The organism is Agromyces bracchium (assembly GCF_009709675.1).
Taxonomy (GTDB): Bacteria; Actinomycetota; Actinomycetes; order Actinomycetales; family Microbacteriaceae; genus Agromyces; species Agromyces bracchium.
The window spans coordinates 259,061-281,730 of sequence record NZ_WMLB01000006.1 but is presented as its reverse complement, the minus strand read 5'-3'; the positions used below and the strand labels follow the sequence as shown (position 1 = coordinate 281,730).

The window sequence follows — 22,670 nt, the reverse complement described above, 5'->3', positions numbered from 1 at the left end:
CAGGGCTCTCGCGTCGCGAAGCGCTCACGCGTCGCGCCGGATCCACCGGAAGGTGAGGCGGCTGAGGACCAGGCCGATCACGAGCCAGGCGAGCAGCGCGACCGCGACCCAGCCGAGGTCCCACGCGCCGTTCTGCTCGAGCACCGCGAAGTCCTCGGGCAGGAACACCGCGCGCATGCCCTGCGCCATCCACTTCAGCGGGAAGAGGCTCGCGACGTTCTGCATCCACTCGGGCAGTGCATAGAACTGCAGGTAGACGCCCGAGATGAACTGCAGCACGAGCAGGATCGGGATCACGACCGCGGCCGCCGACTTGCCCGAGCGCGGCACCGACGAGAGCGCGATGCCGAGCAGGGCCGAGGTCCCGACGCCGAGCACGAACACCCAGGCGAAGGTCACCCACTTCTCGGGCTCGGTGGGCAGCGCGATGCCGAAGATCGTGGCCGCGGCGAGGAGGAGCAGCGCGGCCTGCAGCACGCCGGTGACGAAGACCTGCCCGATCTTGCCGATGAAGTACGACACCGGCGAGAGCGGTGTTCCGCCCAGGCGCTTCAGCGTGCCGTCGCCCTTCTCGATCGCGATGTCGATCGCGAGATTCTGCACGCCCGAGAGCAGCATGCCCGCGGCCAGCAGGCCGGGCAGGTAGTAGGCGCCGACCGAGATCCCCTCCATGCCGGGGGCCGGCTGGATGTCGCCGGCCGAACTGAACGCGGCCGTGAAGATGCCGAGCATGATGAACGGGAACAGGAACGTGAAGAACACGGCGTCGGGCGAGCGGAAGTAGCTCTTCACCTCGTAGCCGATGCGGGAGACGCCGAGCGAGAGGCGCCCGGGGCGACGGATGCCGGCTGCCGGGCCGGTCGCGGTGGTCAGGTCGGTGGCGCTCATGCGCGGGCCTCCTCGGTCTCGCGGGTCTCCGCGCCGGCGGCGCGGACCAGGTCCAGGTAGATGTCCTCGAGGCTCGGACGGATGACCTCGAGTTCAGCGGGCTCGGTCCCGAGCTCACGGGCGACGGATGCCACGAGCTCGGCCGGTCGCTCCGTGCGCGTCTCGCGTGGGGAGCCGTCGCGGTCGCGCCAGCGGACGATGGGCACGCGCGCCTCGGCGCCGCCGAGCTCGTGCACCGGGCCGACGTCGACGAGCTTCCCGCCGATGATGATCCCGGCCCGATCACCGAGCTGCGCGGCCTCGTCGAGGTAGTGCGTCGTGAGCAGGATGGTCGTGCCCTCGCGCTTCAGTTCGCGGATGAGGTCCCAGAACTCGCGTCGGGCCTCGGGGTCGAAGCCCGTCGTGGGCTCGTCGAGGAACAGCAGTTCGGGTCGGCCGACGATGCCGAGTGCGACGTCGAGGCGCCGGCGCTGGCCGCCGGAGAGCTTCGCGATTCGCGTGCGCGCCTTCTCGTCGAGCCCGACGGCGGCGATCACCTCGTCGACGTCGCGCGGGTGCGGATAGAGCCCGGCGAAGTGGGCGAGCTGCTCGCGCACGGTCATCGCGCCGCTCTCGGTGCCCGACTGGAGCACGATGCCGATGCGCGACTTCCACTCGAGGCCGCCGCGCGCGGGGTCGACGCCGAGCACGCTCGCGTCGCCGCCGGTGCGCAGGCGGTAGCCCTCGAGGATCTCGATCGTCGTCGACTTGCCGGCGCCGTTCGGCCCGAGGAGCGCGAAGGTCTCGCCGCGCGCGATGTCGAGGTCGATGCCGTCGACCGCGGCGACGTCGCCGTACTGCTTGCGGAGCCCGCGGATGCTGACTGCCGGCGCTTCGCTGGTGCTGGTGGTGTCCATGCCTCGAGCCTCCTCTTCGACACGCGCGACCGGAAGCCGTGGAGCGGTCGATTCCGGCCTCCACCGATCGGTGGATGCGGGCGGATCAGTCGGAGGAGAGCTCGGCGAGGCGGCGCTCGAGGAAGCGGCGCTCGGGGGCCGTGCGGGCGAGCGCGATCGCCTCGCGGTAGCGCTCGGCCGCGGCATCCGTCTCGCCCTGACGGCGCAGCAGGTCGGCCTGGGCCGCGGGCAGCAGGTGGTAGCCGTCGAGCCGGCCGGATGCCTCGAGCAATGCGAGGTCGTCGAGACCCGCCCGCGGGCCGAACGCCATGCCGCGGGCGATCGCCCGGTTCAGGGCGACGAAGGGCGAGTCGGCGAGCATCGCGAGCTCGTCGTAGCGGGCGAGAATCGCTGGCCAGTCGGTGTCGTCGGCCGTTCGGGCCCGGGCGTGCACGGCCTGGATGTCGGCCTGGAGGCGGTACGGGCCGGGGGCCGAGCCGTCCGTCGGCCCCTCGAGCAATGCGAGACCCTCGGTGATCTCGGCCGCGTCCCAGGCGGTGCGGTCCTGCTCGGGCAGCGGCACGAGGTCGCCGTCGCCGTCGACGCGCGCGGCCGAGCGCGCGTGCTGGAGCAGCATCAGCGCGAGCAGCGCCCGTGCTTCGTCGGCGTCGGGCATGAGATCGACGACGAGCCGGGCGAGCCGGATCGCCTCGGCGGCCAGGTCGAGCCGCTGCAGGGCCTCGCCGTGCGAGGCGAGGTAGCCCTCGTTCGCGATGAGGTAGAGCACCGCGAGCACGCCGTCGAGGCGCTCGGGCAGCAGGTCGGCGGTCGGTACGCGGTACGGGATGCCGGCGTGCCGGATCTTGCGCTTGGCCCGCGAGATGCGCTGCCCCATGGTCGGCTCGGGCACGTGGAACGCGCGGGCGATCTCGCCCGTGTCGAGCCCACCGACGGTGCGCAGCGTCAGCGCGACGCGCGAATCCATCGGCAGGGCCGGGTGCGCGCACGTGAAGACGAGGCGAAGCCGGTCGTCCCAGACGGGTTCGCCGTCGAGGGCGTCGCTCGCAACGTCGGCCGGGTCGGGCGGACCACCCGCCCTGCCGGAGAACTCCTCCATCGCGATCCACTCCCTGACCTTCTCGGCCTCGACCCCGCGCCGACGGAGCCGATCGAGCGCGAGGTTCCTGGCCGCCGTCGTGAGCCAGGCACCCGGATTGCGGGGGATGCCGTCTCGCGGCCACGTCTCCGCTGCACGTGCGAACGCGCCGGCCGCGGCCTCCTCCGCGACGTCCCAGTCGCCCGTGACGCGGATCAGGGTCGCGACGACGCGCGCCCACTCGGTCGCGTGAGCGTCGCGCAGCGCCGCGGCGGCGTCGGGCGTCAGCGCGCGACCTCCGCGAGCGCTTCGGCCGCCGCCGGCTCGAGTCGCAGGCCGCGCTCCGCGGCCTCGCGCTCGGTGCGGGCGACGTGGTCCTCGTGCACGTCGAACGGCCACAGCGGTCGCAGCTCGATCGCCCCGCCGCGGGCCATCGGATGCTTCGACGCGACCTCGATCGCCTCGGCGAGACCGCCCTGCACCTCGATCAGGTCGAAGCCCGCGACCCACTCCTTCGCCTCGGTGAAGCCGCCGTCGGTCACGAGCACCTCGCCGTGGCGACGGCGCACGAACGTGGCATCCGCCGGCGGCCGCAGCACCTCGCCGAAGCGACGCACGCCGCGGCCGTCCATCTCCTGCACCCACGCCTCCGGATCGTCGTCCTCCGCGGGCGCACCATCGGCCGCCCCGCGCTCGCCGCCGGGCTCGACGACCACGAGCATCAGGTAGCGCCGCCCGCGCGGCGCCTCGTCGGCGAAGCCCGCCGGCACGATCCGCTCATCGGGGTCGGCGTCGGGCCACCGCATGAACGGCCGGATCTCGACTCGGCCGAACGAGGCCACCGGATGCTTCGACGCGATCTCGATCGCCTCGTCGAGGTCGCTGGCGTCGATCACGTCGAACCCGCCGATCGACTCCTTCGACTCGGTGAACGGCCCGTCGACCACGAGCACCTCGCCGCCGCGCACGCGCACGGTCGTGGCATCCTGCTCGGGCCGCAGCCGCTCGCCGTACTCGGAGACGCCGCGCGCCTCGACGTCGTCCACCCACTCGCCGACGTTGTCGTCGGCCGCAACGTAGGGCAGCGCGTCGGCGCCCTCGGCGTAGAACAGTGCGTACTCCATGACGGAATCCCTTCTCTCGGTCACGCTACGCACGTACGACGAACGGCGGAACCCGCTTTCGACACGTCTGCCGGAACTCGCGGACTCGCGCCTGCACCGGACGTCGACGGCGTCGGCGGGTGCGCGGATCGGCGACGAGTGCGCGGGTGCGTCGCCGCGCACTCGTCGCGAATCCGCGCAGCGGGCGGCGGGCCGGATGCGCCGCGACCGCCCGGCGCGGACGCGGCATCCGCTCGCCTACGCGCCGACGAGCAGGCGCGGGTGCTGGGCCTCGACGACGTTGGGGTGCGCGCGCAGGCGGCTCTTCAGCCAGTTCTCGCCGAAGACCGCGTGGAGTGGGTTCGCGGGGTCCTGGGTGACGCCGGGCGCCTCGGCGGCGAGGGCGGGCGGCAGGTCGATCGTCGGGATCGTCGCATCGAGCGACGGGCCGTGGAAGTAGGGGATCGAGATGCGCTCGGTGCCGGGCTCGGGCGAGACCACGCGGTGCAGCGTCGCCTTCAGGTAGCCGCCCGTGGCGATCTCGAGGAGCTCGCCGATGTTCACGACGAACGAGCCGGCGGGCGGCGTCACGTCGATCCACTCGCCGTCCTTCTCGACCTGGAGGCCCGCCTTGCCCTCCTCGACCGAGAGGAGCGTCAGCACGCCGAGGTCCTTGTGCGCGCCGACGCCCTGCGCCGGCTGCTCGGCCTCGACGCCGGGGTAGCGCACGATCTTCATGTACGGCGACGGCGTCGCGAACGCGGCGTCGAAGGTGGCGGATGGCGCGCCGAGCGCCTCGGCCCAGGCGCGGAGGAGCCGCGTGCCGACCTCGTCGAGGCGGCGGATCCACTCCTCGGCGACCTCGCGCAGCTCGGGGAGCGCCTCGGGCCACAGGTTCGGGCCTTGGAGCACCTGGTAGTCGGCGGTGTCGGGGCCGACGGGCACGGCGGGTCGCTCGGCGCCGATGTCGATCTGCTCGCGGATGTCGACGCGGCCGAGCGTGCGCTCGCCACCCATGCGCGTGTAGCCGCGGAAGTGGGGGCTCTTCACGTTCTCGATCGCGAGCTTGTGCGACTCGGGGAGCGCGAAGAACGCGCGGGCGACCTCGTAGGCGCGGTCGATGAGCTCTGCGGGCACGCCGTGGCCGACGAGCGAGAAGAACCCGACCTCGTGGGTCGCGCGGCGGAGTTCGTCGCGGAACTGCGCCTGCTGCTCGGGGGTGCCGTTGAGGAGGGAGAGGTCGAGGACGGGGATGCCGGACATGTGCTGGTCCTTTCGAGGGTGCCGGGAGGGTGGTGCGCCGACGATGCGGCCCCGGCATCCTTGGACGTCTGCCCGTGGCATCCGGTCTCGTGTCCTCCAGCGGAGGGAGCGGGTCTCGAGACGGATGCCGGTGGGCTGACGCGGACGCGTCGGATGCGGCGTGAGCTGGGCTGCGGTCGGCGGCGCGTGAGGAATCGCGCCCTGGGATCGTCGGGGAGGACGATCGCCTAGCGGCGACAGCAGCGACAGGTGTCAGTACTCACGATGGCGGACACGCTAGCACGGGTCGGGTCGTGCCCCGCAATCCCCAGTTCAGGCGGGGAGCACGAGCGAGACCGCGATCGCGAGCATCACGACCGCGATGATGCCGTCGAGCACGCGCCACGCACGAGGGCTCGCGAGCAAGCCGCCGAGCAGGCGCGCGCCGTACGCGAGGGCGAAGAACCAGACCGCGCTCGCGACGACCGCGCCGAGCGCGAAGGTCCAGCGGGCGTCGCCGTGCGTGGCGCCGACCGAGCCGAGCAGCACGACGGTGTCGAGGTAGACGTGCGGGTTCAGCCAGGTGAGGGCGAGGCACGTGAGCACCACCGGGAGCACCGCGCTCCGGGGCAGGGTCGTGGTGGCCTGGTCTCGATACGCGCTTCGCGCTACTCGACCACCGGTCGTCGTCGCCACCTCGGTGGTCGAGTAGGACGCGCCAGCGCCCGTATCGAGACCACCGCTGCCGGCTTCCTCGACCACGAGTCCCTCGTCGCTCCCGCGCAGCGCGCGACGCGCCGCGAGCACCGCGTACCCGACGAGGAAGATCGCGCCCGCCCACCGCGCGACGCCCACGAGCCACGGCATGGCATGCAGCATCGCGCCCACGCCGCCGACGCCCGCGACGATGAGCAGCGCATCCGAGACCGTGCAGATCGCCGCGACGACGAACACGTGCTCGCGCCGAATCCCCTGGCGCAGCACGAACACGTTCTGCGCGCCGATGGCGATGATGAGGGAGAAGCCGAGGCCGAGGCCGGCGGCGAGCACGGAGATATCCACGGCTCGAAGCTACGTCGCCACGTAAATGAAATCCAGCTCAGGATTCTTCATCGGCATTAGCATGTCTTCATGCAAATCCCGCTCGACCTGGCCCGCACGCTCGCCGCGGTGATCGACGGCGGCACGTTCGAGGCCGCCGCCGCCGAGCTCCACGTCACGCCGTCGGCCGTCTCGCAGCGCGTCAAGCAGCTCGAGCAGCGACTCGGTCGCGTGCTCGTCGTGCGCTCCAAGCCCGTGCGCCCCACCGAGGCGGGCGCCGCCGTGGTGCGCCTCGCGCGCCAGCTCGCGCTGCTCGAGCACGACGCCCTGGCCGCCTTCGGCGGCGACGACGCGGCATCCGCCCGCCCCACGACCGTGCCGCTCGCCGTCAACGCCGACTCACTCGCGACCTGGTTCCTGCCCGCGCTCGCCCGCATCGCGGAGACCCATGCGGTCGTGTTCGACCTGCACCGCGACGACCAGGACTTCACGGCCGGCCTCCTCGAGTCGGGCACGGTCATGGGCGCGGTGACCTCGCAGGCGACGCCGGTCGCCGGATGCCTCGTCCGCCCGCTCGGCGTCATGCGCTACACCGCCGTCGCGACGCCGGCCTGGGTTGCCCGTTGGTGCCCGGGCGGGGCGGAAGCCGCCTCGCTCGCCGCAGCGCCGCGCGTCGACTTCGACCGGCGCGATGACCTGCAGGGCGAGTACCTGCGGCTCATCGAGGCGGATGCCGCCGACCCGCCGCGGCACTTCGTGCCCGCGTCGAACGACTTCGCGACCGCGATCAAGCTCGGGCTCGGCTGGGGGCTCCTGCCCGGCTTCCAGTCCGACGACGAACTCGCCGACGGCCGGCTCGTCGCGCTCGGCGGGCCGCCCGTCGACGTGCCCCTGTTCTGGCAGCAGTGGAACCTCGGATCGCCGCTCCTCGACGCGATCGCCGACGGGCTGACGCGCGACGCGCGGCGCGCGCTCGAGCCATCCGTCGCCGTGTGACCGGACGAGCCGGTCAGCGTCACCGCACGAGCCGGTCACCCGTCACCGGATGAACGGGTCACCGTTGGCAGGGGTCTCGATACGCGCTTCGCGCTACTCGACCACTGGGGGTCGAGTAGGACGCGGAGCGCCCGCACCGGGGGTCGAGTAGGACGCGGAGCGCCCGTACCGAGACCCGGCTCGACCCCGACCTCAGAGGTTCTGCCCGATGTCCCAGAGTCGGTCGGGCCGCCCGTCGATCGCCTCGGACACCGCCAGCGCCTGATCGTCGGAGAGCGACGCCACGTAGTCGACGACGCCGCGCCCGACGCCCAGGTCGCGGACTTCCGACGTCTCGGGAACCGGCACGCCCTCGGGCCGTGCCGTGCGCAGCTCGGTGTACCCGTCGGTGGCGATCTCGACAAGCTCGCGGAGCCGCTGCGGAACGCGATCCCGGTCGTCCTCGTCGCGCAGCCACGCCGTGAGGCCCTTCACGGCACGCGTGATCACGCGGCTGAGGCCGCGCTGATACATCACGATGTCGGACCGGTCGAGGATGAAGTGCCGGTGCACGAACTTGAGGATCTCGACCTCGTGCCACGCCCGCTCGTCGAGCGTCACGAGCCCGGCCCGCACGACGCCCTCGGGCGCCGGGACGACCGACGACTGCAGGTGGTCGATCCACCGGTTCGTGAACGACGACAGCGCGCGCTCGGCCGCGATCGAACCGTCGAACGGGCTCGCGAGGAGCCCGTCGACGAGGTCGTCGGCGACGACGCCGACCGCGGCGCGGAACGCCTCGTCGCCCGCGATCCACGGGTCGGTCGCGTGCATCTTCCGGCGCAGCGCCTCGAGCGCGCTGCCGGGCGGCGCACTGCGTCGGGCGAGCTCCTCGTCGTCCAGGTCGCGAAGCTGCAGGCCCGACTCGATCCAGCCGCGGAACTCGCGAGCCACCGCACCCTGGCCGAGCAGGCCCGCCCGGTGGAAGTCGTCGACGTCGTGGATCGAGTACGCGATGTCGTCGGCGATGTCCATGATCGAGCACTCGAGCGACTGCCGGAGCGGCGGATGCCCGTCGCGCGCCTCGAACAGGTCGGCCGCATCGATCCCGTACGCCGAGAACTTCAGCGCCTCGACGCCGCGGTCGGTGCGACGGATGCCCCGTGGCAGGGGCCCGTCGCCGAGGGCCGAGACATCCACGTGGCGGGTCCACGGGTACTTCGCCACGGCACTTCGCACCGCGGCGGTGAGGTTGAGCCCCCGTGGGGCGACCTCGCTCACGTCGAGCGTCGTGACGATCCGGTAGGTCTGCGCGTTGCCCTCGAACCCGTCGGGCAGGCCCAGCGTGTCGCGGGCGAGCCGGTCGAGCACGCGCTCGCCGAGATGACCGAACGGCGGGTGCCCCAGGTCGTGCGCGGAGGCGGCGGCCTGCACGACCACCGCGTCGCAGCCGTGCGCGAGCGCGAAGTCGCGCGTCGGCGACGAGGCATCCGTCAGCTTCACGGCGATCGCGCGCGCGACGGCCGTCACCTTGATCGAGTGGGTGAGCCGGTTGTGGATGAGCGGCCCGGCGCCCGGCTGGCCGATGACCTGCGTCACGGCCGAGAGGCGGGAGAAGTACGGCGAGAAGCGCACCCGCTCGAGGTCCAGGCGGAACTGCGAGTGCTCGCCGACGACGTCGGCGCTGCTCCGGGGCTCGGGCGTTCGCCGCGCCGCGCGATCCATCGACGGGGTCACGGTCAGGAGAAGAGCTCCTGGAGCCGCTGCACGCCCTCGAGGAGCGGCGCATCGCCCAGCGCGTAGCTGAAGCGCAGGAACCCGCTCGGACCGAACGCCTCGCCGGGCACCGCCGCGACCTCCGCCTTCTCGAGCATGAGGTCGGCGAGCTCGAGCGACGTGGCCGGCGTCACGCCGCCCCACTCACGGCCGAGGAGGCCCGTGACGTCGGGGTAGACGTAGAACGCCCCCTCGGGAACGGGCACCGTCATGCCGTCGATCTTCGACAGCTCGGCGACGATCGTGCGGCGACGACGGTCGAACGCGCGGCGCATCTCCTCGACGGGCTCCTGCGGGCCGGTGAGGGCCGCGATCGCGGCGCGCTGCGAGATGTTCGACACGTTCGACGTGAGGTGCGACTGCAGGTTCGCGGCGCCCTTCATGACGTCGGCCGGGCCGACCATCCAGCCGAGGCGCCAGCCGGTCATCGCGTAGGTCTTCGCGACGCCGTTGACCAGGATCGCCTGGTCGGCGAGGCCCGGCACGGCCTCGACGATGGAGAGCGCACGGGGCGGCGCGGCCTCCGGGTCCTCCGCGTAGGTGAGGTTCTGGTAGATCTCGTCGGTGACGACCCAGATGCCGTGCTCGAGGGCCCATTCGCCGATGGCCTTCACCTGCTCGGGCGGGTAGACCGCGCCCGTCGGGTTCGACGGCGACACGAACAGCAGCGCGCGCGTCCGCTCGGTGCGCGCCGCCTCGAGCTGTTCGACCGTGACGAGGTAGCCCTGCTCGGAGCCCGCGAACACGTCGACCTGGCGGCCGCCCGCGAGCTTGATCGCCTCGGGGTAGGTGGTCCAGTAGGGCGTGGGCACGAGGACCTCGTCGCCGTCGTCGAGCAGCACCTGGAACGCCTGGTAGACGGCCTGCTTGCCGCCGTTGGTGACCACGACCTGGTTCGCGCCGGCCGCGAGGCCGGAGTCGCGCAGGGTCTTCGACGCGATGGCCTCGCGCAGGTCGGGAAGGCCGGCCGCGGGCGTGTAGCGGTGGTTGCGGGGGTCGCGGACCGCCTCGAGCGCGGCCTCGACGATGTGCGCGGGCGTCGGGAAGTCGGGCTCGCCCGCCGCGTACGAGATCACGGGTCGCCCCTCGGCCTGGAGGGCCTTGGCCTTGGCATCGACCTTGAGGGTCGCGGACTCGGCGATGGCGGAGATGCGGGCGGAGAGACGGCGCTGATCGGTCACGATCCCAGCCTACGGCGCGGGCGCTCGCGCGTCAGCGGCGGATCGGCCAGAGAGGGACGCCGCGGCGGTGTTCCCCCGAGCCGCGGCGTCCGGCGCCTGCCCCCACAGGCGCGCTCCCCGAAACCTGCGTGCGCCGCCGGAGCGGCTCACACGGTTCACGATACGCCGATCGGCCGCCGGGCGCGCGGGACGTACGTCCCGTGTCGTCGAGGCGTCGTCGCGGGGCGGACGACGGGCGGGCGTCGGGCCACGGTTTGGCGCACCTTCCCACGTCGCATACACTTGGTGAGGTTGTTGAAGTCAGCCAAGATCGAACGCGCCTTCACGGCGGGTACCAGCTCGTTGCGAATGCCGATCGAAGCGACTTCGACCCGAGGTGATCCGGTCAGCCGGGTCGCTTAGGGCGGTGGCTCAATTGGTAGAGCAGCGGTCTCCAAAACCGCAGGTTGCAGGTTCGAGTCCTGTCCGCCCTGCGAGTCGGCCGGCGATGGCCGGCCCATGAAAGGTGTACGAGGTGGCTCGGAAAGTACTCGACGAACCCAGCGAGGATGTCGTCGCCAACGCCAAGCGCGAGAGCGCGGCGCGGCGCAACCCCTTCGCCCGGATCGCCCTGTTCATCCGACAGGTCATCGGCGAGCTGAAGAAGGTCGTCACGCCGACCCGCAAGGAGCTTGCGAGCTTCACCGCGGTGGTGCTGGTCTTCGTGGCCATCATGATGGCGATCGTCTGGGGGCTCGACCAGGTCTTCGGATGGCTGGTCCTGTACGTCTTCGGAACGCCGGGGGTCTGATCGGGCCGTCGGCCCGACACCTGCCCGCCGGTCACCGGTGGCACGGCAGAAAGAAGGATTGAGGAAGTGTCGAAGAACGAGCGCCAGGACGTCGACTGGGCGACCGCTGCCGAGCAGTCCTCCGAAGAGGACGAAGCGCAGGAGGGCAACTCGCTCGAGCGCGACGAGGACTCCGCGGAGCCGGCCGAGCACCGCGCCGTGCACGTCGTCGACGACGAGGGCAACGACGTCGACCTCGACGCCGTCCTCGACGCGATCGCCGAGGCGACCGACCCCGAGGCCGACGCGGTCGTCGACGACGCCCTCGAGATCGACTCCGCCGACGAGGCCGAGGCGGCCTTCGAGGCCGTCACCGAGGAGGACGAGGACCACGACCCGTACGAGGCGTTCCGCAACGAGCTGCGCTTCCTCCCGGGCAAGTGGTACGTCGTGCACTCCTACGCCGGGTTCGAGCGCCGCGTGAAGGCGAACGTCGAGCAGCGTCGCGAGACCATGGCGATGGCCGACTACATCCACCAGGTCGAGGTGCCGATGGAGGATGTCGTCGAGATCAAGAACGGCCAGCGCAAGATGGTCACGCGCGTGCGCGTGCCCGGCTACGTGCTGGTCCGCATGGAACTCAACGAGGAGAGCTGGTCGGTCATCCGCCACACTCCCGGCGTCACGGGCTTCGTGGGCAACGCCCACAACCCGACGCCCCTCCGCTTCGAGGAGGCCTTCAACATGCTGAAGAGCCTCGTCGACATCAAGGACGTCGCGCCCGCCAAGGGTGCGAAGGGTGCCGCCGCGGGCGGCGCCGCACGCCAGATCCCCGCCGAGGTCGACTTCGAGATCGGCGAGACCATCACCATCAAGGACGGCTCGTTCGCGGGCCTGCCCGGCACGATCAGCGAGATCAAGCCCGAGAGCGGCAAGCTCACGGTCCTCGTCTCGCTCTTCGAGCGCGAGACCCCGGTCGAGCTCAGCTTCGACCAGGTCACCAAGCTCTAGCACTTCGGTGGTCGAGTAGGCGCGCCAGCGCCGTATCGAGACCCGCGTGGCAGGTCTCGATACGCGCGCGACTTCGTCGCGTGCTACTCGAACAGCGGAGTTCCGTTATCATTGACAGGTTGTGCGCGCGCGCACGACTCCCCAAACCACCGCAACCCGGAACCGCCGGGATCGCGGGAGAGTGCCCCGGCCGTTCCGGTCGGGCGTTCGAAACAGGAAGAGAGAAATCATGGCACCGAAGAAGAAGGTCACTGGTCTGATCAAGCTTCAGATCAAGGCCGGCGCCGCCAACCCGGCCCCGCCGATCGGCCCGGCTCTGGGTCAGCACGGCGTGAACATCATGGAGTTCTGCAAGGCCTACAACGCGGCCACCGAGGCTCAGCGGGGCAACGTCATCCCCGTCGAGATCACGGTCTACGAGGACCGCTCGTTCACCTTCATCCTGAAGACCCCGCCCGCCGCCGAGCTCATCAAGAAGGCCGCCGGCGTCGCCAAGGGCTCGGGCGTCCCGCACACCACCAAGGTCGGCAAGATCACGCCCGCCCAGGTCCGCGAGATCGCCGAGACGAAGATGGCCGACCTCAACGCCAACGACATCGACGCCGCGTCGAAGATCATCGCGGGCACCGCTCGCTCGATGGGCATCACGGTCGAGTAATCGCCTCGCCCGGGTCTCGATACGGCGCTTCGCGCCTACTCGACCACCGGGCACGGATGCCGCGGCATCCGTTCACCAGAACTCTCATTCGTGGCAGCGCCCGCCAGGCGCGATGACCACACTCTCGCTAGGAGAACCAACATGGCACAGAAGTCCAAGGCCTACCGGGCCGCGGCCGAGAAGATCGAGGCCGGCAAGTACTACACCCCGACCGACGCCGTCGCGCTCGCGAAGGAGACCGGCTCGGCGAAGTTCGACTCGACCGTCGAGGTCGCGCTGAAGCTCGGCGTCGACCCCCGCAAGGCCGACCAGATGGTGCGCGGCACCGTCATCCTCCCGCACGGCACCGGCAAGACCGCCCGCGTCATCGTCTTCGCGACGGGCCCCGCGGCCGAGGCCGCGATCGCCGCGGGCGCCGACGAGGTCGGCGGCGCCGAGCTCATCGAGAAGGTCGCCGGCGGCTACACCGCGTTCGACGCGGCCGTCGCCACCCCCGAGCTCATGGGCCAGGTCGGTCGTCTCGGCAAGGTCCTCGGCCCGCGCGGCCTCATGCCGAACCCCAAGACCGGCACCGTGACCCCGAACCCGGCCAAGGCCGTGGAAGACATCAAGGGCGGCAAGATCGAGTTCCGCGTCGACAAGCACGCCAACGTGCACTTCGTCGTCGGCAAGGCCTCGTTCTCGCAGGACCAGCTGAACGACAACATCAAGGCCGCCCTCGAGGAGGTCGTGCGCCTCAAGCCGTCGAGCGCCAAGGGCCGCTACATCCAGAAGGGCGCCGTGTCGACCACGTTCGGCCCCGGCATCCCGCTGGACGTCAACGCCATCTGAGACACGCGGAGATCGAGTAGCGCGAAGCGCGTATCGAGATCACGAAGGGCTCGCCGGTTCGCCGGCGGGCCCTTCGTCGTTGTTGCGGCGGCGGCGGGAGCGGCGGTACGTTCCACCACGACGGCCGAGGGACCCGGGCGCCCGGGAGAGGCCGCCGGGGGAGCGGAGATGACCTCGCCGAGCACGCTCGATGCCGGCCGCGCTGCGGCGGCCGATCGGCGCTGGGCGGATGCGGTCGAGTACCTCGGGCGCGTCGACGCGGACGGCGGGCTCGCGGCATCCGACTTGGAACTGCTCTCGACGGCCGCGCTGCTGCGAGGTGAGCCGCCGCTGGCGGTGGATGCCGCGGCGCGCGCCTACGCGGCGCACCTCGTGGCGTCCGACGCCGAGGCAGCGGGGCGGGTCGCCGGGTGGCTCGCCCTGGAGATGATCGAGTTCGGGGACTTCTCGGGCTCGGTGACCTGGTCGGCGCGCGCGATGCGCGTCGCGAGCACGGTCGGCGACCCGCGGCTCATCGCGTTCGCCCGGATGGGACCGGGCGTCGCGCAACTCGGCAGCGGGGACGCCGCGGAGTCGCGTCGGACGTTCGAGGAGGTGCGCGCGGTCGCCGAGCAGCACGACGACGGCGAACTCGACGCGAACGCGTCGCTCGGGCTCGGCAAGTCGCTCATCGAGCTGGGCGAGGTCGCGGACGGGTTCGCGAGCTACGACCGCGCGATCGCGGCGATCGAGGCGGGCCGGGTCGGACCGGTCTCGACGGGGGTCATCTGCTGCGCGCTCATCTCGGATGCCACCATGGCGCAGGACCTCGGGCGCGCCGCCGCCTGGCTCGACCTGCTCGACGGATGGTGCCGCGCCCAGCCGTCGCTCGTCACGTTCAGCGGGCAGCGGCACGCGTTGCGCGCAGCGCTGCAGATCGTGCGCGGGGCGTGGGACGAGGCCGCCGCGTCGAGCGAGCTCGCGCTCGGCAGGTTCCGGGCGGGCGACTACCGGGCCGTCTACGGCGCGCCGAACTCGGCGGCGGAACTGCAGCGGCTGCGCGGCTCGTTCCGGGCGGCCGAGGAGTCGTACCGGCGTGCCGGCGAATCGGGTTGGGAGCCGCAGCCGGGCCTCGCGCTGCTCCGCCTCGCCGCCGGGCAGATCGAGGCGGCGCAAGCGGAGATCCGGCGGAACGCCGCCGGCGATGATCGGTTCACCCGGCGATTCGTGCTGCCCGCCGTCGTCGAGATCGAGGTCGCGGCCGGCGACGTGGTCGCTGCGCGGCAGGCGCTCGCCGACCTGCGTGCCGCGAGCGAGTCGATGCCCACGCCGATGCTGGAGGCCATGATCGCGGCGGCCGAGGCCCGGGTGCTCATCGCCGAGGGCGACGCGCGGGGTGCGCTGGACGCGGCGCGGGAGGCGTCGGAGGGGTTCCTCGCAGTCGATGCCCCCGTGGAGCGGGCGCGCGCCCGGGTCCTCGCGGGGCGCGCGCTGCGCGCGCTCGGCGACCGTGCGGCGGACACCGAGTTCGCGGCGGCACGTGACGTGTTCGCGGCGGTCGGTGCCGAGCCGGCGCTGACCGAGTTGGCGGAGGTCGCCGGCGAACGCCGGATCGGGGCGCTCACCGAGCGGGAGGTCGAGGTGCTCCGGCTCGTCTCGACGGGCCTGACCAATCGTGGAATCGCCGAGCGGCTCTCGCTCAGCGAGAAGACCGTCGCGCGGCACCTCAGCAACATCTTCGGAAAGCTCGGGATCTCGTCCCGGTCGGCGGCCACCGCGTACGCCTACGAGCACGGCCTCGTCTGACCGAGGCGGTCAGGTCGGTCTCGCGTGCGCGGCACGCGACGACGTGAGCGGACGGGCGTGCCCGGTCGGCCGTGCGAGAGGAGGTGCGAAGCGCCATCCGCGATGGCCTTGCCGCCCGGGAGGGTGCGCGGTACCGTTCGCGAAGGAGCGGTCCCGGGCGACCGACCGGTCGCCCGGCCGGGCCCGATGGCGATGGTCGCGACGAGTCTCGAGCAGGCGCGCACCGCGTTCGCGGAGCGCCGGTGGAACGATGCCGTCGACTGGTTCGGTCGGGCGCGCGACGACGCCGACGCCATGTCCGGGGACGACCTCGATCGGTTCGCCATGGCCTCCGACCTCGTCGGCCACGACCGGCGCGCGATCGAGGTGGGCACGCTCGCCCATGAGGCCCACCTCGCGGCCGGGGACCTGGACCGCGCCGCGTACAGCGCGACCTGGATCAGCCTCGAGTCGATGAACTCCGGCAACCCGTCGCAGGGAATGGGATGGCTCGCGCGCGCGACGCGGCTCGTCGAACGACTCGACGAGCCGGGGGCCGCCGCCGGGTTCGTGCTGGTTCCGGAGGCCCTCGCGGCGCTCTACGCCGGGGCGGCGGATCGGGCGCTCGAGCTCTTCGGCCGCGCCGGCGAGATCGCCGAACGGACGGGCGATCCGGATGTCGCCGCCTTCGCGCTCCTCGGCGGCGGCCAGGCCACGATCATGGCCGGGGATCCCGCCCGCGGGATCCGGATGCTCGACGAGGTGATGGTCTCGGTCACCGCGGGCGAGGTCGGCCCCGTGCCATCCGGGATCGTGTACTGCGCGGTGATCGGGTACTGCCACCTGACGTTCGAGCTCGCACGCGCGGTCGAGTGGACGCGGGCCCTGGACCGGTGGTGCCACGACCAGCCGTCGCTCGTGGCCTTCAGCGGGCAGTGCCAGGCGCACCGAGCCGAGCTGTTCCGCCTGCACGGGGCGTGGACCGACGCGATGGCGGCGGCGAAGCTCGCCGAGGAGCGCCTGCTCGCCGGCGACGTCGGGGCCGCCTTCGGCGCGCACTACCAGCAGGCGGAGGTGCTGCGCCTGCGGGGCGCGTTCGACGAGGCGGAGGCGAGGTTCGCGAAGGCCGCCGAATCGGGATGGGATCCGCAACCCGGGCTGGCGCTCCTGCGCCTGGACGAGGGCCGGGCGGCACTGGCGCAGAGCCTGATCCGGCGGAGCGCCGACAGCGCCGACGCCGCCACGCGCTGCCACCTGCTGCCCGCGATCGTCAGCATCGAGGTGGCGGCGGGCGACCTCGACGCCGCGCGGGCCGCCGCGGACGAGCTGGCCGCGATGGAGCGCGTGAACGCGTCGGTCATGCTGCGTGCCATCGCGGCGTACGCGGACGGGGAGGTCCGCCTCGCGGGCGGCGACGCGTCGGGTGCGTTCACGCGCCTCCGAGCGGCCCGCGAGGCGTGGGTCGAGGTCGGAGCGCCGTACGAGATCGCGCGGTGCCGCGTGCTCATGGCACGGGCGCGCCGCGACCTCGACGAGGACGAGGCAGCGGAGCTGGAGGAGGACCTCGCCGAGGCGGCGTTCGCGGAGCTCGGGGCTGAGCCGGCGCTCGCGGCGCTCGACCGGGCGCGGGGTGCAGGCGGGCGCGGTGACCTGCCGCTGACGGGTCGAGAGGTCGAGGTGCTGCGGTTGGTGACGCGCGGGATCACCAACCGCGAGATCGCCTCGGAACTCCACCTCAGCGAGAAGACCGTCGCACGGCACCTCAGCAACATCTTCACCAAGCTCGACGTCCCGAGCCGGGCGGCGGCGACGGCCTACGCGTTCGAGCACCCCCTCGTCTGACGGCGACGGGGCCCGCACGCCCCCGGGCATCCGTATGGGTAGAACGACCCATCGGCGGCTCGTGCGAAGTTGCGTGCTTCTCCCGACGCGGCCGGACCCGGGGCGCGCGTAGCGTCGCGGGCATGGATGTTCCGGTGCTCGCAGGGATGGTCGCGGCCGTCGTGTTCGCGACCGCCAACCTGCCGATGGTGTGGAAGGCCATCCGCACGCACGACGTGGGCTCGTACAGCCTCGGGAGCATCGTCATGATCAACGCGGCGAACGTCGTCTACTCGGTGTACGTGTTCAGCCTGCCCGTCGGGCCGATCTGGCTGCTGCACTCGTTCTACCTGGTGGCGTCGGCGATCATGCTCGTCCTGTGCGTCCGGCAACTGCGGCCGCGCGGGCGCGACGAGGCCCCGGGGGCGGGGACTGCCCCGCGCTCCCGGGCCTCGGGCGCGGCGATCAGCGGCTGACCGCGTCAGCGGTCGATCGCCTCAGCGATGATCGCGTCAGTGCGTGATCGCGTCGTGGTGCGCGCGCATCGCGGGGCGGATGGCGAGGGCGGCGACGACCACGGCGATCGCGCCGCAGATCCACGACATCCACGCAGGCCCGAAGGCGCCCGTCTCCACGTAGCGACCCACCCACGGCGAGATGATCAGCAGGATGCCGAGTCCGCCCTGCACGTACTCCATGGCCACCATGCCCGGCCAGGCCAGGTTCACGATGCCCGAGGCGACGAGCAGTACGCCCAGCACCACCATGATCGAGACGGATGCCCCCATCGGTTCGAGGAACATCGTCGACAGTGCGACTGCGAGACCGGCGGCGATCGCCACCCAGTCTTCCCATCGCGTCCACTTCTTCATAGAAACCAACCTCCTTCAGGTGGCGGCTCCCATATCTGGGTGTCACCTCAACGGTATTCCCGACCGACCGTCCGGTCAATGGACCGAAGTCCCGACTCCCGCCCCGCCGCACGCGAGTGGCTCGGGGCGCCGACGCGGCGTACGCTCGACGCGTGGTCGAGGCCTGCCGCCTCGGCCGCCGGCAGGCAGTCGGATGTCACCTCAGCACGCAGCATCGGAACCGACCCTCCTCGTGGTCGGGGGCCGGTGGGGAGGGCGACGCCTCGCGGTCCCGCCCGGCACCACCGTCGTCGGCCGCGACCCGTCGTGCGGGATCGTCCTCGACGTCGACGGGATGAGCCGTCGGCACGCCCGGATCGTGCGGACCGGGGACACGGTCACGATCGAGGACGCGGGCTCCACGAACGGCACCTCGGTCAACGGGACGGAAGCCGGCCTGCCGCATGAGCTCCACCACGGCGACCTCGTCCGGCTGGGCTCCGTCGAGTTGTCGTACCTCAGCCCCCGCGAGCGGCCCGTGCCGGGCGTCGCGCTCCGCCGCGGCAGGGTGCGGATCGGGCGCGCCGTCATCGTCGGCGGGCTCGTGACCCTGATGCTCCTCGGGGTCGGCGTGGTGGTGCAGGTCGCGACCGGCCTGACCGGGATCGCGCCGTGGATCGCCGCACCGCTCACGGGGATGGCGGCGGCGCTCGCCCAGCTCGCCAAGGACGCGTTGCGGCGGACGCCCGAACCGCCGCCGGCTCGGGTGGTCGGGGGCGTGCCGGGCGCGGTGGTCGCGCCACGCGACCCCGCTTCGGCGCCGGAGACGGGCTCGGCCGCGTCGGCCACGACGGCGCCGATGGGCTTCGAGGTCCCGAAGCGCAGTCGTGGCCTCCCGGTGCTCGTCGCCGCGATCGTCACGGTGCTCGTGCTCGGCATCGGGGGCGCCGCCCTCGCGTTCGGCGTCGCGACCCTGACCGAGGCCTTCACCGGCGACCGTCCCCCTCCGTCGACGGCGCCGTGACGCCCGACGGGTGACGCCCGGCCGCGGCATCCGCTCGTCGGCCTCAGCTCAGGACGCGGAAGCCGCGCTCGCCGGTCGGCGCGAGGTCGGCGGTGCTCAGCGAGGTGACGTCGGCGCCGGGCGGGCCCTCGTCGAGCCACGCCAGCATCGCGGCGACGGATGCCTCCTCGCCCTCGATCTCGGCCTCGACCGCGCCGTCGTTGCGATTGCGGACCCACCCCGAGACGCCGAGCCGCTGTGCCTCGACGCGCGCACTGAACCGGAAGCCGACCGCCTGGACGCGGCCGTGGACGATGACGCGCTGCCGGATCATGCGACCCCCTTGCGACGAGGGTAGACCGCGTGCCGCGCGACCGCACGGATGCCGCGCCCGAGCCGCACGCGTACGATGACGGCCATGGGGGAGGTCACCGAGTACGTCGCCGGGCTCCACGAGCCGGCGCGATCGAGCATCGAGGGCGTGTTCTTCATCGCACGCGAGGTCGTGCCCGATGCCGAGGAGGGACGCAGCTACGGCATGCCCGCGCTGCGCTACGCCGGCAAGCCGCTCCTCGCGGTCATGGAGGCGAAGGCGCACATCGGGCTCTACCCGTTCAGCCCCGCCGTGATCGACGCGGCCGCCGACCTGCTCGAGGGATTCGACCGCACCAAGGGCACCGTCCGGTTCACCCCGGAGCATCCACTGCCCGAGGAGGCCGTGCGCCGCCTCGTGAGCCTGCGCCGCGACGAGATCGACGCGGCAATCGGCCGCCGCCGCGCGTGAGCGCCGACGACCGGCCGCGCCTGCTCGGCGCCGCGGTCGACCGCGTGCTCGCGGAGACGCTCCGCGACGTCGCCGCCCGCGTCGCCGAGGGCACGGTGGCCGACTACATCCCCGAACTCGCCGACGCCGACCGCGAGGCCTTCGGCGTCACGATCGCGAGCGTGCTCGGCCGGACCTACGGCGCAGGCGATGCGGATGCCCCGTTCACGATCCAGTCGGCGTCGAAGCCGTTCGTCTACGCCTTCGCGTGCGAGGAGCTCGGCGCGGACGCGGTGCACGAGCGCGTCGGCGTCGAGCCGAGCGGCGAGCCCTTCAACGCGATCAGCCTCGACGAGCGCGGACGGCCCGAGAACCCGTTCATCAACGCCGGCGCGATCGTGACGACCTCGCTCGTGCCGGCCGGCGACGCCGATGAGCGCTTCCGGCGCATCCGCGATGCGCTCTCCCGCTTCGCCGGCCGCGAGCTCGACCTCGACGACGAGGTGTACCGGTCGGAAGCCGAGACCGGGCACCGGAATCGCGCGCTGGCGGGACTCGCGCTCGCCGCGGGATCACTCGCGACCGACGACGTCGACGCGGCGACCGATCCCTATTTCCGGCAGTGCGCGCTGCGCGTCACCACCGCCGACCTCGCCCTGATGGGTGCCACGCTCGCGAACGGCGGTGTGCACCCGATCACGCGCGACCGAGTGATCGGCGAGCGGGCGGCCAGGGACACGCTCTCGGTGATGGCGACGTGCGGCATGTACGACCGTTCGGGTGCGTGGGCGTTCCGCGTCGGGATGCCCGCGAAGTCGGGCGTCGGCGGCGGCATCGTCGCCGTGCGGCCGGGCGAGTTCGGCGTGGGCGTCTACTCGCCGCCGCTCGACGAGGCCGGCAACAGCGCCCGCGGCGTCGCGATGCTCGAGGCGCTCTCCGACCGGTTCGGGCTCCACATGTTCGACCACATCGTCGAACCCGTGTCCCCGGTCGCGGAGGTCGACGTCGACGCGGCGGCCGGCACCGTGACGTTCGACCTGCGCGGCGAGCTCGACTTCATCGCGGCGGAGCAGATCGTGCACGACGTCGGGCGCGTGCTCGACCACACCGACGCCCGGATCGTGCGGCTCGACTTCGGCGACGTCACGGTCGTCGCCGGGATCGCGGAGCAGTTGCTCGGCGCGACCGCCGACGCGGCCGAGGCCGCGGGCATCGAGGTGCACGCCATCGGCGCTCCCGACCGGGTGCTCCAGCAGTTCGGCGTCGACGACTCGCACTGATCGCGGCAGCACGACGGCGAAGCGCCCCGAGGCGGATGCCCCGGGGCGCTTCGTGGTCCGTGCTCGCGCGATGCTGGGCCGTGCCCGAGCCGGACCCGATCCGGGTCGCCCCTCTCGACCCGGACCCGGCTCAGGCCACGGGCTCGTCGGCTGCGGCTGCGGCTGTGGCTGCAGCGGCCGGAACTGCGCGGGTTCCGTGCGCACGCAGCCGGTCGGCGACTTCGATCGCGTCGCCCGCGGGGGCGTCCGACTGCCGGTCGGGGCGTGCCACGAACAGGTACACGAGTCCGGTGCCGAGCACGATGCCGAGGCCGATCAGCACGATCCAGTCGGTGACGGGGTCGCCCGAGGTGCCGGGCGTCGCGAGCAGGATCATCGCGAACACCCCGTAGGCGAGCGCGATGATGTTCACGAGAAGGCCCCAGCGGCCGAGCGAGAACGGCCCGGCGGGCTTCCAGCCCTTGATCCGCTGGCGGAGCGAGGCGAGCACGACCATCTGGAACGCGACGTAGATGCCGAGCACGGCGAACGCGGTGACCGGGTAGAGCAGGTCGGCGTTCAGCCACACGAGGACCGCGATGATCGCGGGAACGGTGCAGGCGACGATGAGCGCGTTCGCGGGGACCTTGCTGCCCTCGGTCACCTTGGAGAGCCAGCGGTGGCCGGGCAGCATGCCGTCGCGCGCGAACGAGAACAGCAGGCGGCTCGCGGCGGCCTGGAGGCTCAGCACGCACGAGAGGAACGCGGTGATGGCGACGACGAGGAACAGCTTCGCGCCGACCGGGCCGAGCGTCGACTCGAGGATCGCGGGGATCGGGTCGGCGTCCTCGCCCGCGACGATCGCCCGCAGGTCGGGCGCGGCGAGCACGTAGCCGGCGAACGAGAACAGCGCGGAGACGCCGCCGACGAGGATCGTGAGCTGCATGGCCCGGGGGATCCGACGGGCCGGGTTCTCGACCTCCTCCGCGACGTCGCCGCAGGCCTCGAACCCGTAGAAGAGGAAGAGGCCGGCCAGTGCCGCACCGACGAACGCGGTGAGGTAGCTGCCGTCCCCCTCGACGCCCATCGTGTCGAAGAACACCGAGAACTCCTGCTTGCGCTGGAAGATCAGCAGGTAGAGCCCGAGGCCGATGACGCCGACGAGTTCGGCGGCGAGGCCGATGCGCGCGATGCGCGCGAGCCACTTCGTGCCCGAGAGGTTGATGAGCAGTGCGACGAGCAGCAGGCCGAGCGTCAGCCACAGCGTGGTGTCGGCGGTGTGCTCGAGCCCGAAGAGGCTCGAGGCGAAGCCCGAGCCGTACTCGGCGACCGCCGTGATGGTGACGATCATGGCCCAGATGTAGACCCACGCCGCCATCCACGCGTAGCGGCGGCCCCACAGGCGACGCGCCCACGGGTAGATGCCGCCGTGGATCGGGTACTGCGAGACGACCTCGCCGAAGACGAGCGAGACGAGCAGCTGGCCCGCACCGACGATGACGATCCACCAGATCGAGGGCGGCCCGCCCACGGTGAGCGCGAGCGCGAAGAGCGAGTAGACGCCGACGAGCGGCGAGAGGTAGGTGAAGCCGAGGGCGAAGTTCGCCCAGAGGCTCATCGAGCGGTTGAACGAGTCCTGGTAGCCGAGGACCTCGAGGTGCTGCGCGTCGCCGAGTTCGGCGCGCTTCGCGGGTTCGGACATCTCTGCCTTTCGTGATCATCATCGATCGCGTCCGGCCCACCCCGGGACGCTGGTGTGGCGC

Annotated in this window: 22 protein-coding genes and 1 tRNA gene; 12 read left to right on the top strand and 11 right to left on the bottom strand. The window is 72.3% G+C overall.

Annotation, left to right across the window (positions count from 1 at the left end; translation table 11 throughout):
* Positions 1-24 precede the first annotated feature (24 nt).
* The 6 genes from GJ743_RS02540 to GJ743_RS02515 all read right to left on the bottom strand — a co-directional run bounded on the left by GJ743_RS02540 (position 25) and on the right by GJ743_RS02515 (position 6,260).
* Positions 25-888: an ABC transporter permease gene (locus GJ743_RS02540; protein WP_155050327.1), complete on the bottom strand. Its 864-nt coding sequence runs from the start codon at positions 886-888 to the stop codon at positions 25-27.
* Positions 885-1,784 carry an ABC transporter ATP-binding protein gene (locus GJ743_RS02535; RefSeq protein ID WP_155050326.1) on the bottom strand — a complete coding sequence of 300 codons (900 nt, stop codon included), beginning with the start codon at positions 1,782-1,784 and terminating at the stop codon, positions 885-887. The genes GJ743_RS02540 and GJ743_RS02535 overlap by 4 nt, the downstream gene beginning before the upstream one ends.
* 85 nt (positions 1,785-1,869) lie before the next feature.
* Positions 1,870-3,258, bottom strand: coding sequence for an RNA polymerase sigma factor (locus GJ743_RS02530; protein WP_328288715.1), 1,389 nt, complete (start codon positions 3,256-3,258; stop codon positions 1,870-1,872).
* Positions 3,144-3,983, bottom strand: coding sequence for a YciI family protein (locus GJ743_RS20075; protein WP_328288714.1), 840 nt, complete (start codon positions 3,981-3,983; stop codon positions 3,144-3,146). Before GJ743_RS20075 ends, GJ743_RS02530 begins: the two co-directional genes overlap by 115 nt.
* A 237-nt stretch (positions 3,984-4,220) precedes the next feature.
* On the bottom strand, positions 4,221-5,225 hold the full coding sequence (locus tag GJ743_RS02520) for an isopenicillin N synthase family dioxygenase (protein WP_155050325.1): 1,005 nt from the start codon (positions 5,223-5,225) through the stop codon (positions 4,221-4,223).
* Between the two features lie 312 nt (positions 5,226-5,537).
* Complete coding sequence (locus tag GJ743_RS02515; RefSeq protein ID WP_328288724.1) at positions 5,538-6,260, bottom strand: LysE/ArgO family amino acid transporter; 723 nt, start codon at positions 6,258-6,260, stop codon at positions 5,538-5,540.
* 75 nt (positions 6,261-6,335) lie between these two features.
* On the opposite strand from GJ743_RS02515, the gene GJ743_RS02510 reads away from it, so the two are divergent.
* Positions 6,336-7,241 (top strand): LysR family transcriptional regulator ArgP, encoded by a 906-nt coding sequence (locus tag GJ743_RS02510; protein WP_155050324.1) that lies wholly within the window; start codon positions 6,336-6,338, stop codon positions 7,239-7,241.
* A 192-nt stretch (positions 7,242-7,433) separates the two neighbouring features.
* Here GJ743_RS02510 and GJ743_RS02505 read toward each other — a convergent pair whose 3' ends face one another.
* A complete protein-coding gene (locus GJ743_RS02505; protein WP_328288713.1) occupies positions 7,434-8,957 on the bottom strand; it encodes a deoxyguanosinetriphosphate triphosphohydrolase family protein in 1,524 nt (507 codons plus the stop codon).
* A gap of 2 nt (positions 8,958-8,959) precedes the next feature.
* Positions 8,960-10,177, bottom strand: coding sequence for a pyridoxal phosphate-dependent aminotransferase (locus GJ743_RS02500; RefSeq protein WP_328288712.1), 1,218 nt, complete (start codon positions 10,175-10,177; stop codon positions 8,960-8,962).
* 400 nt (positions 10,178-10,577) lie between these two features.
* Between GJ743_RS02500 and GJ743_RS02495 the strand changes: the two genes are divergently transcribed.
* From GJ743_RS02495 to GJ743_RS02460, 8 genes are all read left to right on the top strand, one after another.
* A tRNA-Trp gene (locus tag GJ743_RS02495) sits at positions 10,578-10,650 on the top strand.
* 41 nt (positions 10,651-10,691) lie between these two features.
* A complete protein-coding gene (gene secE / locus GJ743_RS02490) occupies positions 10,692-10,967 on the top strand; it encodes a preprotein translocase subunit SecE (RefSeq protein WP_328288711.1) in 276 nt (91 codons plus the stop codon).
* A 66-nt stretch (positions 10,968-11,033) separates the two neighbouring features.
* Positions 11,034-11,957, top strand: coding sequence for a transcription termination/antitermination protein NusG (nusG, locus tag GJ743_RS02485; protein WP_328288710.1), 924 nt, complete (start codon positions 11,034-11,036; stop codon positions 11,955-11,957).
* A 229-nt stretch (positions 11,958-12,186) separates the two neighbouring features.
* The gene (gene rplK, locus GJ743_RS02480) at positions 12,187-12,615 is read left to right on the top strand and encodes a 50S ribosomal protein L11 (protein ID WP_155050323.1); all 429 of its coding nucleotides are present in this window, start codon (positions 12,187-12,189) and stop codon (positions 12,613-12,615) included.
* A 141-nt stretch (positions 12,616-12,756) separates the two neighbouring features.
* Positions 12,757-13,446, top strand: coding sequence for a 50S ribosomal protein L1 (rplA, locus tag GJ743_RS02475; RefSeq protein ID WP_155050322.1), 690 nt, complete (start codon positions 12,757-12,759; stop codon positions 13,444-13,446).
* Positions 13,447-13,614: 168 nt separating this feature from the next.
* Positions 13,615-15,231 (top strand): helix-turn-helix transcriptional regulator, encoded by a 1,617-nt coding sequence (locus GJ743_RS02470; protein ID WP_155050321.1) that lies wholly within the window; start codon positions 13,615-13,617, stop codon positions 15,229-15,231.
* Positions 15,232-15,423: 192 nt separating this feature from the next.
* Positions 15,424-17,052, top strand: coding sequence for a helix-turn-helix transcriptional regulator (locus GJ743_RS02465; protein WP_155050320.1), 1,629 nt, complete (start codon positions 15,424-15,426; stop codon positions 17,050-17,052).
* Between the two features lie 122 nt (positions 17,053-17,174).
* Complete coding sequence (locus GJ743_RS02460) at positions 17,175-17,507, top strand: hypothetical protein (protein WP_155050319.1); 333 nt, start codon at positions 17,175-17,177, stop codon at positions 17,505-17,507.
* Positions 17,508-17,543: 36 nt separating this feature from the next.
* Here GJ743_RS02460 and GJ743_RS02455 read toward each other — a convergent pair whose 3' ends face one another.
* A complete protein-coding gene (locus GJ743_RS02455) occupies positions 17,544-17,903 on the bottom strand; it encodes an SPW repeat domain-containing protein (protein ID WP_155050318.1) in 360 nt (119 codons plus the stop codon).
* Positions 17,904-18,096: 193 nt separating this feature from the next.
* Between GJ743_RS02455 and GJ743_RS19355 the strand changes: the two genes are divergently transcribed.
* On the top strand, positions 18,097-18,906 hold the full coding sequence (locus tag GJ743_RS19355) for an FHA domain-containing protein (protein ID WP_230386330.1): 810 nt from the start codon (positions 18,097-18,099) through the stop codon (positions 18,904-18,906).
* Between the two features lie 43 nt (positions 18,907-18,949).
* On the opposite strand, the gene GJ743_RS02445 is transcribed toward GJ743_RS19355, so the two are convergent.
* Positions 18,950-19,219: an acylphosphatase gene (locus GJ743_RS02445; protein ID WP_155050317.1), complete on the bottom strand. Its 270-nt coding sequence runs from the start codon at positions 19,217-19,219 to the stop codon at positions 18,950-18,952.
* Between the two features lie 84 nt (positions 19,220-19,303).
* Between GJ743_RS02445 and GJ743_RS02440 the strand changes: the two genes are divergently transcribed.
* Together GJ743_RS02440 and glsA are read left to right on the top strand one after the other, a co-directional pair.
* On the top strand, positions 19,304-19,669 hold the full coding sequence (locus GJ743_RS02440) for an iron chaperone (protein WP_155050316.1): 366 nt from the start codon (positions 19,304-19,306) through the stop codon (positions 19,667-19,669).
* Positions 19,666-20,928: a glutaminase A gene (gene glsA, locus GJ743_RS02435; protein ID WP_328288709.1), complete on the top strand. Its 1,263-nt coding sequence runs from the start codon at positions 19,666-19,668 to the stop codon at positions 20,926-20,928. Before GJ743_RS02440 ends, glsA begins: the two co-directional genes overlap by 4 nt.
* A 130-nt stretch (positions 20,929-21,058) precedes the next feature.
* On the opposite strand, the gene GJ743_RS02430 is transcribed toward glsA, so the two are convergent.
* Positions 21,059-22,609 carry an APC family permease gene (locus GJ743_RS02430; protein WP_155050315.1) on the bottom strand — a complete coding sequence of 517 codons (1,551 nt, stop codon included), beginning with the start codon at positions 22,607-22,609 and terminating at the stop codon, positions 21,059-21,061.
* Between the last annotated feature and the right edge of the window lie 61 nt (positions 22,610-22,670).

Coding starts and splice junctions, on each gene's coding strand:
- GJ743_RS02430 (WP_155050315.1), bottom strand. CDS start 22,609: ATGTCCGAACCCGCGAAGCGCGCCGAACTCGGCGACGCGCAGCACCTC.
- GJ743_RS02460 (WP_155050319.1), top strand. CDS start 17,175: ATGGATGTTCCGGTGCTCGCAGGGATGGTCGCGGCCGTCGTGTTCGCG.
- GJ743_RS02520 (WP_155050325.1), bottom strand. CDS start 5,225: ATGTCCGGCATCCCCGTCCTCGACCTCTCCCTCCTCAACGGCACCCCC.
- rplA (WP_155050322.1), top strand. CDS start 12,757: ATGGCACAGAAGTCCAAGGCCTACCGGGCCGCGGCCGAGAAGATCGAG.
- GJ743_RS02535 (WP_155050326.1), bottom strand. CDS start 1,784: ATGGACACCACCAGCACCAGCGAAGCGCCGGCAGTCAGCATCCGCGGG.
- GJ743_RS02540 (WP_155050327.1), bottom strand. CDS start 888: ATGAGCGCCACCGACCTGACCACCGCGACCGGCCCGGCAGCCGGCATC.
- GJ743_RS02455 (WP_155050318.1), bottom strand. CDS start 17,903: ATGAAGAAGTGGACGCGATGGGAAGACTGGGTGGCGATCGCCGCCGGT.
- GJ743_RS02440 (WP_155050316.1), top strand. CDS start 19,304: ATGGGGGAGGTCACCGAGTACGTCGCCGGGCTCCACGAGCCGGCGCGA.
- GJ743_RS20075 (WP_328288714.1), bottom strand. CDS start 3,983: ATGGAGTACGCACTGTTCTACGCCGAGGGCGCCGACGCGCTGCCCTAC.
- rplK (WP_155050323.1), top strand. CDS start 12,187: ATGGCACCGAAGAAGAAGGTCACTGGTCTGATCAAGCTTCAGATCAAG.
- GJ743_RS02470 (WP_155050321.1), top strand. CDS start 13,615: ATGACCTCGCCGAGCACGCTCGATGCCGGCCGCGCTGCGGCGGCCGAT.
- GJ743_RS02510 (WP_155050324.1), top strand. CDS start 6,336: ATGCAAATCCCGCTCGACCTGGCCCGCACGCTCGCCGCGGTGATCGAC.
- GJ743_RS02465 (WP_155050320.1), top strand. CDS start 15,424: ATGGTCGCGACGAGTCTCGAGCAGGCGCGCACCGCGTTCGCGGAGCGC.
- GJ743_RS02445 (WP_155050317.1), bottom strand. CDS start 19,219: ATGATCCGGCAGCGCGTCATCGTCCACGGCCGCGTCCAGGCGGTCGGC.
- GJ743_RS19355 (WP_230386330.1), top strand. CDS start 18,097: ATGTCACCTCAGCACGCAGCATCGGAACCGACCCTCCTCGTGGTCGGG.